Annotated in this window: 11 protein-coding genes and 1 pseudogene; 6 read left to right on the forward strand and 6 right to left on the reverse strand. The window is 29.7% G+C overall.

The genetic code is table 11. The features are described 5' to 3' along the window. Positions 1 to 78 precede the first annotated feature (78 nt). Complete coding sequence (gene bglX, locus DIS07_RS09120; RefSeq protein WP_109404925.1) at positions 79 to 2,334, forward strand: beta-glucosidase BglX; 2,256 nt, start codon at positions 79 to 81, stop codon at positions 2,332 to 2,334. A 387-nt stretch (positions 2,335 to 2,721) separates the two neighbouring features. Here bglX and DIS07_RS09130 read toward each other — a convergent pair whose 3' ends face one another. The 4 genes from DIS07_RS09130 to DIS07_RS09145 form a co-directional block, all read right to left on the reverse strand. Next, the gene (locus DIS07_RS09130; protein WP_109404927.1) at positions 2,722 to 4,080 is read right to left on the reverse strand and encodes a pyridoxal-phosphate dependent enzyme; all 1,359 of its coding nucleotides are present in this window, start codon (positions 4,078 to 4,080) and stop codon (positions 2,722 to 2,724) included. Between the two features lie 132 nt (positions 4,081 to 4,212). After that, complete coding sequence (locus tag DIS07_RS09135; RefSeq protein ID WP_109404928.1) at positions 4,213 to 5,175, reverse strand: sodium-dependent bicarbonate transport family permease; 963 nt, start codon at positions 5,173 to 5,175, stop codon at positions 4,213 to 4,215. An 80-nt stretch (positions 5,176 to 5,255) separates the two neighbouring features. Continuing rightward, positions 5,256 to 5,570 carry a hypothetical protein gene (locus tag DIS07_RS09140; RefSeq protein ID WP_109404929.1) on the reverse strand — a complete coding sequence of 105 codons (315 nt, stop codon included), beginning with the start codon at positions 5,568 to 5,570 and terminating at the stop codon, positions 5,256 to 5,258. A gap of 10 nt (positions 5,571 to 5,580) precedes the next feature. After that, a complete protein-coding gene (locus DIS07_RS09145) occupies positions 5,581 to 5,826 on the reverse strand; it encodes a hypothetical protein (RefSeq protein WP_109404930.1) in 246 nt (81 codons plus the stop codon). A gap of 82 nt (positions 5,827 to 5,908) precedes the next feature. On the opposite strand from DIS07_RS09145, the gene DIS07_RS09150 reads away from it, so the two are divergent. Then, on the forward strand, positions 5,909 to 6,841 hold the full coding sequence (locus DIS07_RS09150) for a LysR family transcriptional regulator (RefSeq protein ID WP_109404931.1): 933 nt from the start codon (positions 5,909 to 5,911) through the stop codon (positions 6,839 to 6,841). Here DIS07_RS09150 and DIS07_RS09155 read toward each other — a convergent pair. After that, complete coding sequence (locus DIS07_RS09155; protein WP_109404932.1) at positions 6,838 to 8,073, reverse strand: ABC transporter permease; 1,236 nt, start codon at positions 8,071 to 8,073, stop codon at positions 6,838 to 6,840. The genes DIS07_RS09150 and DIS07_RS09155 overlap by 4 nt on opposite strands. 4 nt (positions 8,074 to 8,077) lie before the next feature. Here DIS07_RS09155 and DIS07_RS09160 point away from each other — a divergent pair, with 4 nt between their 5' ends. Both DIS07_RS09160 and DIS07_RS09165 read left to right on the forward strand, forming a co-directional pair. Beyond that, positions 8,078 to 9,355 (forward strand): exo-beta-N-acetylmuramidase NamZ family protein, encoded by a 1,278-nt coding sequence (locus tag DIS07_RS09160; RefSeq protein WP_109404933.1) that lies wholly within the window; start codon positions 8,078 to 8,080, stop codon positions 9,353 to 9,355. Further along, complete coding sequence (locus tag DIS07_RS09165; protein WP_109404934.1) at positions 9,352 to 10,416, forward strand: serine hydrolase domain-containing protein; 1,065 nt, start codon at positions 9,352 to 9,354, stop codon at positions 10,414 to 10,416. The genes DIS07_RS09160 and DIS07_RS09165 overlap by 4 nt, the downstream gene beginning before the upstream one ends. Here DIS07_RS09165 and DIS07_RS09170 read toward each other — a convergent pair. Beyond that, positions 10,413 to 10,559 (reverse strand): hypothetical protein, encoded by a 147-nt coding sequence (locus DIS07_RS09170; protein ID WP_181374575.1) that lies wholly within the window; start codon positions 10,557 to 10,559, stop codon positions 10,413 to 10,415. The genes DIS07_RS09165 and DIS07_RS09170 overlap by 4 nt on opposite strands. A 108-nt stretch (positions 10,560 to 10,667) precedes the next feature. Between DIS07_RS09170 and DIS07_RS15185 the strand changes: the two are divergent. Next, positions 10,668 to 11,906, forward strand: a pseudogene (locus DIS07_RS15185) (DUF4331 family protein). A gap of 123 nt (positions 11,907 to 12,029) precedes the next feature. Further along, positions 12,030 to 13,319: a tetratricopeptide repeat protein gene (locus DIS07_RS09185; RefSeq protein WP_109404936.1), complete on the forward strand. Its 1,290-nt coding sequence runs from the start codon at positions 12,030 to 12,032 to the stop codon at positions 13,317 to 13,319. The last annotated feature ends 16 nt before the right edge of the window (positions 13,320 to 13,335 follow it).

Here is a 13,335-nt window from a genome sequence, read left to right on the forward strand (position 1 = left end):
TATTTACTTATTTTTGGTTCAATAATTTTTAATAAAAATACATTGAAGACAACCAAACAACTCTTTTTTACAGCAATAATGTTATTAATAACTATTTCATGTAAAAAAGAACCTACTTCTACAAATACTCAAATAAATAATCCTTTTGAAAAGAAAATTGATTCTTTATTAAAAATAATGACCTTAGAAGAAAAAATAGGTCAAATGAATCAATATAGTGGTTTTTGGGACGCAACTGGTCCTATCCCTAAAAAAGGAAATGCTAAAAATAAATACCAACATTTAAAAAATGGTTGGGTTGGGGCAATGCTAAATGTAAGAAGTGTAAAAAATGTAAAAGCACTTCAAAAAATTGCTGTAGAAGAGACCCGTTTAGGCATTCCTCTACTTTTCGGATACGATGTTATTCATGGTTATAAAACTATTACCCCTATTCCAATTGCAGAATCTGCAAGTTGGGACTTAAAAGCAATAGAAAATTCAGCAAGAGTTGCTGCAACAGAAGCATCTGCAGCAGGAATAAACTGGACATTTGCTCCAATGGTTGATATTTCTAGAGATCCACGTTGGGGAAGAGTTATGGAAGGAGCTGGAGAAGATCCTTTTTTAGGAAGTAAAATAGCAACAGCTAGAATTAAAGGATTTCAAGGTAAAAATTTATCTGATAAAAATACAATTGCTGCTTGTGCTAAACATTTTGCTGGTTATGGATTTGTAAGTGCTGGAAAAGAATATAATTCAGTAGATATTGGAAGCTCTACACTTCATAATATCATACTACCCCCATTTAAAGCATCTTTAGATGCAGGAGTAAAAACTTTTATGAATTCGTTTAATGAAATTAATGGAACACCTGTTACTGGCAACAAATACTTACAAAGAGGTATATTAAAAGGAAAATGGAAATTTAATGGATTTGTAGTTTCGGATTGGGCTTCTATCAGAGAACTTATAAGTTGGGGTATTGCAAGAGATAAAAATGAAGCTGCTAAAATTGCTGCTACAGCTGGTTCAGATATGGATATGGAAGGACATGTTTACATTAAAGAATTAGCTAAACTAGTAACTGAAGGAATTATTAAAGAGCGTATAATTGACGATGCTGTTCAAAGAATTTTGAGGGTAAAATTCGAATTAGGCTTATTTGACAATCCTTACAAATACTGTGATACTGAAAATGAAAAACGAAATATTAATAGTAAAAAACATCATCAAATAGCATTAGATATCGCTAAAAAATCAATTGTTTTACTAAAAAATGAAAAAAATATACTCCCTTTAAAAAAAACAGGTCAAAAAATTGCTTTAATTGGACCATTAGCATCAGAAAAAAATAGCCCACTTGGAAGTTGGCGTCTTGCTGCGGATGATAATTCTGCAATATCTATTTTAGAAGGGTTGCAAAAATATTCAGGAAATTTCATAAAACATGAAAAAGGGGTAGACCTTATTGTAGGCAAAACTAGTTTTACTAAAGAAGTAAAAATAAATAAATCTAACAAAATTGGTTTTGCAAAAGCTATTGCAATAGCTAAAAAGTCTGACGTTGTTGTTATCGTTCTTGGAGAACATGGTTACCAAAGTGGAGAAGGCAGAAGCAGAACCAAATTAGATTTACCTGGTTTACAACAAGAGCTTTTAGAAGAGATACATAAAGTAAATAAAAATATTGTATTAGTACTTCAAAATGGAAGACCATTGACAATTGAATGGGCTTCAAGACACATTCCTGCGATTATAGAGGGGTGGCAACTTGGAAGTCAAACTGGAAATGCTATTGCGCAAGTTTTATATGGTGACTATAACCCAAGTGGAAAATTGCCAATGACTTTTCCTAGAAATGTTGGGCAAATACCAATTTACTACAACTATAAAAATACTGGAAGACCAAAAAATGTTGGTAATAATGTTTTTTGGTCTCATTATATAGATTCAAAAAACACACCCTTATATCCTTTTGGATATGGGTTAAGCTATACTACTTTTAAATATGATAATTTTAAAATTTCATCAACAAACATAACCAAAAAAGAGACATTAGAAGTATCTATTGAAGTATCTAATACTGGTAACTTTGATGGTAAAGAAGTGGTACAGTTATACCTTAGAGATATCTTTGCAAGTACAACAAGACCAATAAAAGAACTTAAAGGCTTTGAATTAGTGCACTTAAAAAAAGGTGAAACCAAAACAATAACATTTAAATTATCGAAAAAACATTTAGGTTTTTATAATGAAAAAGGAGATTTTGTTTTAGAAACAGGAAAATTTAAAGTTTTTGTTGGTAGCAATTCTTTAGCTAAACTTGAAAAAGAATTCATTCTAACCAATTAATATTCAATTTTTTTAAAAAAAATAATTTTGGCATACAAATTGCGTATTAATAATTGAAGACAACTTAGTAAACTGTTTTCATTGTGTAAATTATTTGAATTAGTTGATTATAAAAAACCATCTCGCTAGAGATGGTTTTTTGTTTTTAAATTTCTCCAAAAATATAAAAAGAAAGAATACAAATTAATACTGAACTAATTACTAAAACAATATAGTACAAAACTTTCCTTAATAAATTAATTTTTATTATTGTTTTATAGAAAATAGAATCTTTAAAAAATGAATGTATTATACCTCCAAAGAACAAACAAGGAAGTAACATAAATAATAAAAAAATGTAAACAAAATCTAAAAAGCTACTTGGCCCAGATAAAAACATATCAAATTTTAAATAGCACTAATTATATCGTACTTGGTAATAATATGATGATTCCCATTTTCTAAATCTACCAAAACAGCTTCATTTTCTTTGGATATTAATTTAGAAATGACTTCTAATTTTGCTGATTTCTTTACAATAGGGTATGGTTTTCCCATAATATCTTTTATAGGTTTATCTGCTATTTTTTTATCACTTATAAAACTTCTCAATAAATCAGTTTCATCAACAGAACCGACTAAGCCTTCAGCATCTTTAACTGGTAATTGAGAAATTTTGAATTCTTTCATACGTTCAATTGCGTGCGAAACTAACTCTTCAGTTTGAGCTGTTACTAATGGTTTTTCGACGTGATTTTTAATTAAATCTGCAGCAGTTTTAATATCATCTTCTAAAAAACCCCTTTCTTTCATCCAGTCATCATTAAACATTTTACCAACATATCTACTTCCGTGATCGTGAAACAAAACCACAACAACATCATCTTTGATGAAGTGCTCTTTTAATTGCAACAACCCTTTTACAGCTGAACCTGCAGAATTCCCAACAAATATCCCTTCTTCTTTAGCAATCTTTCGGGTATAAACTGCTGCGTCTTTATCTGTTACTTTGGTAAATCCATCAATTAAAGAAAAATCTACATTTTTTGGTAAAATATCCTCTCCTATTCCTTCTGTGATATAAGGATAGATTTCGTTTTCATCAAAAATACCTGTTTCATGATATTTTTTAAACACTGAACCATAAGTATCTACTCCCCAAATTTTAATATTAGGATTTTTCTCTTTTAAAAATTTTGCAGTTCCAGAAACAGTTCCTCCTGTTCCTACTCCAACTACAAAATGAGTGATTTTACCATCAGTTTGTTCCCAAATTTCAGGACCTGTTTGTTCATAATGCGCAATAGCATTACTTGGATTATCATATTGATTTACATACCAAGAATTTGGAGTTTCTGAACCTAAACGTTTAGATACTGAATAGTAAGAACGCGGATCATCTGGCTCTACATTGGTTGGACAAACAATAACTTCTGCACCAACAGCACGCAAAATGTCCATTTTTTCTTTTGACTGTTTGTCTGAAATTACAAAAATACATTTATAGCCTTTTACAATTGCCGCTAATGCTAAACCCATTCCTGTGTTTCCTGAAGTTCCTTCTATAATTGTTCCTCCTGGTTTTAAACGACCATCTGCTTCAGCATCTTCAATCATTTTTAATGCCATTCTATCTTTTACAGAGTTCCCTGGATTAAATGTTTCTACTTTTGCCAACACCAAAGCATCAACTTTTTTAGTGACTGAATTTAATTGTACCAAAGGTGTATTTCCTATGGTTTCTAGTATGTTTTTTGCGTATTTCATTTTCAAAAAATTCTTCGGCAAAAATAGATGAAAATTTTGTGAATTTATTACTCTTATGATAAGATTAACTATAAATGCTTTAAAAGGTAATTACGAATAATATTAATATTGCAAATATTGTAAATTCATTTCTTAACAAACTCCGATAATGCAGAGATACATTGGCATACCTATAGTAATATTAAAAGGAAATGTAATTGCTAATGCCATTGGAATGTACAAACCTGGATTTGCTTTTGGTGCAGCTAATTTCATTGCAGCTGGAACTGCAATATAAGAAGCGCTTGCAGCTAGAATAGACATTAATAATCTATTCCCAACTTCTTCCATAAACAAACCACTGATTAGAGCCACCAAACATCCATTTATTATCGGAATAAGTATTGCAAAAGAAAGTGTAAACCATCCTTTTTTAATCAATGCTTTTAATTTTTGTCCACTTGTAATTCCCATATCTAATAAAAACACCGCTAAGAATCCTTTAAAAATATCGGTGGTAAAAGGTTTAATACCCTCAGCTTGTGCATCATTTGTAAAATACCCAACAAACAAACTACCTATAATTAATAATACACTTCCGTTGGTTAAAGAATGATGTATGATGTGTTTAAACGAAGCCTTTTTCTTCTTATCCTTATTATTAAGGTTTATTAATATAACTCCAATGATAATCGAGGGTGCTTCCATTAACGCCATAACTGCAACCATATGTCCTCCAAAAGAAATGTTTGACATTTCTAAAAAAGAAATTGTAGTTACAAATGTTACTGCACTTACGGAACCATAAGCAGAAGCAATAGCACCAGAATTTTCTACACTTAATTTTAGTCTTAAAATGTAATAACAATAAATTGGTACTATTAGCGCTAAAAGAACTCCGAAAAGCAAAGACCATATGATTTCTGATGTAATTATACTGTGTGCTAATTCTTGCCCTCCTTTAAATCCGATGGCTAATAAAAGGTATAGAGAAATAAATTTAGAGGAGTTCTCGGGTATGCGTAAATCACTTTTTAAATTGACAGCAATTAAGCCTAAAAAGAAAAATAAAAGTGCTGGATTTGTAAGGTTATCTATTAGGTAATGTAAGTCCATTTTGTAAAAGTTTGGCGTAAAAAAAGTAGGAAAGCTGATGAAACAGCAGTTTTCCTACTAAAAACAAGGTATTAATTAATTTATTCTTGAATAGTTATTGTTACGTTACTAGAAATTTTAATGTTGCATCCTTTAGATTCTAAATTTCTTAAAAATTCTTTCGTTTCTTTTTTATCAGCAAATAATTCATTTATTCTTGAATTATCATAAGTACATTTATCATTTTCATTACCTTCTTGTATCGATAATCTATGTACTTTATGAAAATTTATTTTTGCGTTTATTACACTATCAACAATACTTAATGCTTCTCTTTTTGTGAAATCACCTTCAATTAATTTAAAAGTTTTGGTGCTTTTTTCTAATTCTGTCTGAGTTGTTATTGAGTTATTCATATCTTATTTATTATCTTATTATTTGATTAGTTTTAGAGTTTTTTATAAAAAAAATGGTTATTATTATAGCTTGAGATATAAACAGTTCTTTTAAAAAAGGACTATTAATAGTTATTGCTAATACATTTAAGACAACCATTGCTACCAGTACCATAATTTGACAAAAGGTTACTAATTGTTTTCTTGTTATTTGAATAACAACATCATTGTTTGATGATTCTTGATTTTTAATTGATTTTAAAATTGCTTGACCCATTTGTTTTAATTTTTTACAAAGGTGCGGTCTATTTTTCATATATTTTTATTTATATTTATAATGATATACATAAAAATATTTTATGAACTACACTTTACATCAATTAGTAATATTTAAAAAAATAGCTGAAACACAAAGTGTTACTAAGGCTTCAGAGCAGCTTTTTTTAACACAACCTGCTGTTTCAATACAGTTAAAAAATTTTCAAGATCAATTTAATTTACCACTTTTTGAAGTTGTAGGAAGAAAATTATACATCACTGAATTTGGTAGTGAAATTGCTAAAGCTGCATCAAAAATTCTTGAAGAAGTAGAAGCTATAAATTACAAATCTTCATTATTTGAGGGCAAATTGGCAGGGAAATTAAAAATTGCTATTGTTTCTACTGCTAAATATGCAATGCCTTATTTTTTATCAGGATTTGTAAAAAAGCATAGTATGGTTGATGTTACCATGGATGTGACCAACAAAATGTCAGTTATTGGAGCATTAGAAAATAATGAATGTGACTTTGCCATGGTTTCTACTATACCCAAAAAACTGAAAATAGAACGAATAGAGTTAATGAAAAATAAAATGTTTTTTGTGGCTGGTAGAGACTATCATCCTCACAAAAAAGAAGCTTCATTAAAAGATTTAAATAAATCGCTCTTTATTTTTAGAGAAAAAGGTTCAGCAACAAGATTAGCTATGGAACGCTATTTATTTAAACATAAAATAGAGATTGTCAGAAAAATGGAACTTACTTCTAACGAAGCTGTAAAACAAGCTGTTATAGCTGGTTTAGGAATTTCTATTATGCCTATTATTGGTATGAATGAGGCTTTGAAAAATGGCGATTTACAGATTATAAAAATTAAAGATTTACCACTAGAAACCAACTGGAATTTAATTTGGTTGAAAACAAAAAAACTAACAAATGTAGCACAAGCATTTCAACATTATATTATTGAAAATAAGGATGAAATTATTGAAAATGAGTTTAAGAAATATAATAATTCAACCAAATATTAGGCAAACTTAATTGATTTTGAAGGTTGAATTTTAGTAATGATAAAAGAAGGAATTATCAACATTAAGAAACACATAATTAACGTACCTATATTTAATAATAAAATGTAACTAAAAGAAATATGAACAGGCATTGTATTTACATAATAAGTTTCTGGATTTAAAGTGATTACCTTAAAATAATCTTGAATAAAAATAATAGACAGACCAATAATATTCCCCCAAAACAATCCCTTTAAAATCAAATAAGCAGCATTGTACAAAAAGACTTTTCGAATACTTGTATTGTTGCTACCCAAAGCCTTTAAAATACCAATCATTTGAACTCTTTCTAAAATTAAAACGAGTAAAGCTGTGATCATATTAATCCCTGCAACTAAAATCATAATAGCTATAATAAACCATATATTATTATCAAATAACTGAATCCATTCAAAAATAGTTGCATAAGTTTCAGTAATGGTTTTACTATTTAGAGTAGCTCCAATATTGCTATAAATTTCCTCTCCTTTGGCTTCAATTTCATCAAAACTTTCCAAAATAACTTCAAAACCTCCAATTTCATTTTCTGTCCATTTATTTAGTTTTTGAACTTCTCGAATATCGCCTATCATCATCGTTTTATCAAACTCTGCAAAACCAGAGTTGTAAACCCCAACAATGGTATATTTTCTGTTAGAAAGTAATTTACTTTTGGAAGTTTTAAAGAAGGTAGCTAAAATTGTATCATTTAATTTTAGTTGTAAACGATTCATTATGGTTTGCGACAACAACACTTCTTTTGTTCTTTCTAGACTAAAATCGGGCACTCTCCCGCCCACTAGATATTCTTTGAAAAAAGTCCAATTGTAATCTGTAGAAACTCCTTTAAAAATAATACCTTCAAAATCTGTTTCTGTTCTTAAGATTCCGCCTTTATTAGCAAAAATCTGAATATTATTAACGCCAGATATATTCTTAAATTTCGGATAAAAATCTTGATCTTTTTTAATCGGAACTGTGGAGACGTCTGAATTGTTATTATCGTAATTAATAATCTGAACATGACCTTTAAAACCGGCCATTTTATCGCGAATTTTATATTGCAATCCGGCTCCAGTAGCCACAGCAATCAACATAATAATAATACCTAGAGCAATTGCTGTAATTGCAATTTTTATTATTGGTGATGAAATGCTATTTTTATACTTTTTGCCGGCAATAATGCGTTTAGCAATAAATAACTCGTAATTCAATTTGATGATTCTTTTTAAACTTCGTAAAAGTACCTATTTATTTTTGTTTTTATTGATGAATTTTCAGCTGATTTCTTGCTCCAAGAAAGTTCAAAATTCAAAAATTAAAACTTCAAGTCTTGAAGTTGAAAAAGACACTGTAATTAAAACAGGCGCAGCACAAACACACCTATACCTTAACTTATTAAAAGGAAAAAATATAGCAATTGTAGCAAATCAAACCTCTGTTTTATCGGTTTTACAAAGAGCTGAAGTAGCTCCGAATGTAATGAGATCTAAAAAGGTGACACATCATCTAGTAGATTATTTACACAATTACAGTGGAATAACTGTAAAAAAAGTGTTTTCACCAGAACACGGTTTTAGAGGAAAAGAAGACGCTGCTGCTCATATAGCTGATGATGTGGATATAAAAACAGGACTACCTATTTTATCATTGCATGGAAAAAGTAAAAAACCATCAGCAAAACAATTAGAGAATATTGATCTGGTAATTTTTGATATTCAAGATGTAGGCGTTCGTTTTTACACTTACATTTCTACCTTACATTTTGTTATGGAAGCTTGTGCTGAAAATGGTGTTCCATTGATTGTTTTAGATAGACCCAACCCAAATGGGCATTATATTGATGGACCTGTTTTAGAACCAAAACACGCGAGTTTTGTTGGTAAACATCCTGTGCCTGTGGTGTATGGAATGACCATTGGCGAATACGGACAAATGATTAACGGTGAAAAATGGTTAAAAAATGGAATTGAGTGTGATTTAAAAGTGATTCCTTTAAAAAATTACACGCACAATTCTAGATATTCATTACCCATTAAACCCTCACCAAATTTACCAAATGATAAAAGTATTAACTTATATCCTAGTTTAGGTTTTTTTGAGGGTACAACCATTAATGCAGGTCGTGGAACTGAGTTTCAGTTTCAAAGATATGGTGCTCCATTTTTTGAGAAAACAGATTTTTCTTATATGCCAAAAGCCAATGAAGGTGCTAAATATCCAAAGCATAAAAACAAATTATGCTATGGTGTAGATTTAAGAAAAACCAAACATTTAGATAAAATTGACCTTTCTTTTTTAATGGATGCTTACCAAAAAACTCCAAAAACAGAAAAATTCTTTGGAGCTACTTTTACCATTCACGCAGGAAACACAAAACTACAGCAACAATTAGAACAAGGTTTGTCTGAAAATGAAATTCGAAAAACCTGGGAGAAAGGTTTGAATAAGTTTAAAATTGTTCGTGAAAAATATTTGATTTATAAAAAACTATGAAAAAAGTACTCCTCTTTTTTGCCTTAATAGTATGCTTTCAAAAATCTTATTGTCAGGTTGATAAAGATAAAGTACATAAAGCTAATACTGTTGCAAAAAAATATTTATTGCAAAATAAAATACCTGGAATGTCTATTTCTGTTTCCAAAAAAGGAAAATTAATTTGGTCTAAAGGATTTGGTTATTCAAATTTAAAAAACAGAACAAAAGTAGTTCCAAGTAAAACAAAATTTAGAATAGCAAGTATTTCCAAAACTCTAACTGCATTAGCTTTAGCTAAATTGGTTGACGTTAAAAAAATTGAATTAGATTCAAGTCTATACCAGTATGTCCCTGATTTTCCTAAAAAAGAATATGACTTTACAATTCGTCAACTTGGAGGGCATTTAGCAGGAATAAGGCATTACAGAGGTAAAGAATTCTTAATCAATAAAAAAATGTCAATTGTTGAAGGTTTGGATGTTTTCAAAAATTCTGATTTACTTTTAAAACCGCAAACAAAATTTATATACAGTACATATGGTTGGAATCTGTTAAGTGTTGTTATTCAAAATGCTGCTAAACAAAATTATTTTAAATATATGCAAGAATACATTTTTAAACCTCTAAATATGAAAAACACCACAGTTGACTTCTCTGATAAAAAGATTACTAATAAAACAAAATTTTATATTAAAAGAAATGGAAAAATTAAAGAAGGGCCTTCTGTTAATAACGAATTTAAAGCTGCTGGAGGTGGGTTTTTATCGACCTCAGAAGATTTAGTTTCTTTTGGAAACGAATTTATTTATAAAAAAATAATCTCTAAAGCGTCTTTAAAAGAATTAGTTACTCCTCAAATAACATCATCTAAAAGGAGTACAAATTATGGAATTGGGATTGCTATTTCTAAAATTAATAACACTTTAAAATACAGTCATTCTGGAGGTGGTGTTGGAGCTTCATCATATTTACTAATCTACCCTGAAAAAGAAGTTGTAATCTCTATTCTTACCAATTTATCAGGAGTAGGTTTAAAAAATTTTATTAAAGACTTAGAAGCTATTTTTGTTATTGATTAGTTAATATCCTCAACCCCAATAAGCTTACGATACCCTTCAAAAAGTTGTTTCACCAATTCTTTTAAAGAAGAATTGGTGGCTTCATCTGGGAAAGCACCTACTCCATAGATAATTCCCACACACAGCAACCAAATGATAATCAATACTTTACAAATAAAAATAAAAAAAATACATCTTTTTTAAAACCCTACTTCACATTTTCTCGTAAGTGTTTTTGAGATTCAATTAAATATTAACTTAAAAATCACACAATGAAAAAAAACAAAATTTTATTAGTTACCGTTTTCGCAGCGATTATCGGTTTAATTACAATTGCGGCAGATCATATAGATGCTCCTGCTGTTAGTGGAACATCAGCAGATATTACCGATTTCTATGCGTTTCAAGGTGAAAACACCAGCAATTTAGTATTTGTGGCTAATGTACAAGGATTGTTAAGTCCTTCTGCAACAGCTTCTGCATCTTTTGATGAAAATGTTATGGTAGAATTTAATATAGATACCAATCAAGACAATGTAGAAGATTTTGTAATTCAAGCTATACCTAGAGATGGCAAAATGTACTTTTTTGGTCCTTTTACACCATCTGTTACAGGCTTAAATAGTACTGTAAATGAAAACGCTACAATGGGAGAAGTTGCTATAACATCTTATAACGCTTCTGCAGTTATAGGATCAAACTCATCTGGTATGAAATTCTTTGCAGGTCCAAGAGATGACCCTTTCTTTATGGATTTTGCTAGATATGGAGAGATTATAGGAGGGAATGCATCAGGATTTAACAATCCAGGTTCAGATACTTTTGCAGGTACAAATGTACTTTCTATTGTAGTTGAAGTACCAAAATCTATGATTGGAACTTCAGGGACAATCAATACTTGGGTAGAAGCAAAATCTAAACAATAATTTAACCAATTTTAAAAACAAAATATTATGAAATATACATATATAAAACACATTGCATTCATTTTTACATTATCATTAATCTTAGTGGGATGTAGTAAAAATAACGACAAAGATTTACCAATGGGACCAGATTTTTCAGGAACTTTTGTACAGAAAGATCAAATGGGTAGACCAGCCGTAAATACAGTATTTGTATCTGCTTCTAGTAAAGACGAGTTTAACGTTACCGTTCCTTCTAAACAAGGAGCCAAGTTCCAATCTATGTTCGAAACGAATTTGACAGGTTTAAGTCCTGCTTATGCAAATTCTGGAGATAAGAATGCATTAGGACTAGATGCTGCAGCTTTTACTGGATTGCTGGCAACAGATGTACTAAACGTCTCTTTAGACGGTAAAACTACTTTTTACGATGGCACAAATGTATTAACAGGTAGAGCTTTAGCCGATGACGTAATTACTGTAGAATTATTATTGATTTTTGGAGGTGAAGATTTTTCTGAAAATCCATCTTTATCTAACGATAATGTTGATGCAAATGATAAAACATTCTTAAACTCATTTCCTTACTTGGCTTCGCCTTGGTAGGAAAATTAAATCTGGCGTACGTTTGGGGGAATAGTGCGCCAGTATTTTAACCAATACCTCTAAGAATAGTGGAGTAAACTTTATTAGGAAGCTCCAATTTTTTAACTAAAAAACATACAAATTATGAAATACATCCAACTAATTTTATTATTTGTAACTTTTTCAATAGCAATTAGTTGCAATACGCATACAAACAAGCAGGTTACAAATTCAAAAGAATACAACCAATATTTAGAGTTAAGTGACAATTACAAATTAAAAGCAATTCAATCTGATTATAGTTTTTGGGAAAATAAATTAATAGAAACACCAAATCAGTTTCCATACAATGCAAAATTGGCGGCTGCGAATTCCAAAATATTTACACTTACTGGTGCAATTTCAAAATTAAAAAATGCTGAAAAAAACCTAATCGAAGCCAATAAAAAAACCAATTATAATAATGCTGGTTATCTAAGAAGTTTAGCAAGAAATTATATTTCTCAACACCGTTTTAAAGAAGCTCTAACTTTATTAACCAAAGCAGAGTATAATGGAGAGCACTTAAAAAGAACTCATTTTATGTTAATTGATGTGCATTTAGAATTAGGAAATTATACTAAAGTAGAAAAATACTTATCAAAAACTAAAAATTTTAAAGACTTTGATTATTTAATTCGATTATCGAAATACAACGATCATTTAGGGAATTTAGACAACGCAATTAAGTATTTAGAAGATGCTTTAGAAATTGCTAAGGCATCTAAAAATCAAGATTTAATTCAGTGGAATTATACCAATTTAGCAGATTACTATGGTCATGCAGGTAGAATTCAAGATTCGTATCATTCCTATTTAAAGGCATTGACAATAAATCCTAACAATAGTTATGCAAAAAAAGGGATTGCATGGATTGTTTTTTCTTACGAGAGAAACCCAGAAGAGGCTTTGAGAATTTTAAATACAGTTACTAAAGAAAACGCATCACCAGATTATCATTTGCTAAAAGCAGAAATCGCAGATTTTATGGGAAATGTTGCAGAAAAAGAAAATCAGATAAATATTTATTTACAAAAAGTATCTAACAAAGATTATGGTGTCATGTACCATAAGTATAATGTATTATTATTTTCTGATAAAAAACCAAAAGAGGCAATGCAAATTGCAAAACAAGAAGTAAAAGAAAGACCAACAGCTCAATCTTATGACTTGTTAGCTTGGGCATATTATAAAAATACTGAGTATAAAAAAGCGTTAGAAATAACAGAGAAATATGTATTAAATAAGACTTTTGAACCTGAAGCTTTATTGCATTCGGCTTATATCTTGAAAGCTAACGGAAAATTAAAAAAAGCAATAGAACTTAAAGAGGAATTGTTAGGAGCAATTTATGAGTTAGGGCCAAATTCAGAATCAGAAATCAAGAATATTTAAACACAAAAACAAAGAA

Origin of the sequence: Polaribacter aquimarinus, assembly GCF_003129485.1 — a bacterium.
In the GTDB taxonomy this organism is placed as follows: Bacteria; Bacteroidota; Bacteroidia; order Flavobacteriales; family Flavobacteriaceae; genus Polaribacter; species Polaribacter aquimarinus.

Bases quoted from the DNA above. Each gene is read 5' to 3' on its own strand.
- bglX (WP_109404925.1), top strand. From the start codon at position 79: ATGTTATTAATAACTATTTCATGTAAAAAAGAACCTACTTCTACAAAT.
- DIS07_RS09140 (WP_109404929.1), bottom strand. From the start codon at position 5,570: ATGAATAACTCAATAACAACTCAGACAGAATTAGAAAAAAGCACCAAA.
- DIS07_RS09130 (WP_109404927.1), bottom strand. From the start codon at position 4,080: ATGAAATACGCAAAAAACATACTAGAAACCATAGGAAATACACCTTTG.
- DIS07_RS09160 (WP_109404933.1), top strand. From the start codon at position 8,078: ATGATTCTTTTTAAACTTCGTAAAAGTACCTATTTATTTTTGTTTTTA.
- DIS07_RS09135 (WP_109404928.1), bottom strand. From the start codon at position 5,175: ATGGACTTACATTACCTAATAGATAACCTTACAAATCCAGCACTTTTA.
- DIS07_RS09185 (WP_109404936.1), top strand. From the start codon at position 12,030: ATGAAATACATCCAACTAATTTTATTATTTGTAACTTTTTCAATAGCA.
- DIS07_RS09145 (WP_109404930.1), bottom strand. From the start codon at position 5,826: ATGGGTCAAGCAATTTTAAAATCAATTAAAAATCAAGAATCATCAAAC.
- DIS07_RS09150 (WP_109404931.1), top strand. From the start codon at position 5,909: ATGAACTACACTTTACATCAATTAGTAATATTTAAAAAAATAGCTGAA.
- DIS07_RS09165 (WP_109404934.1), top strand. From the start codon at position 9,352: ATGAAAAAAGTACTCCTCTTTTTTGCCTTAATAGTATGCTTTCAAAAA.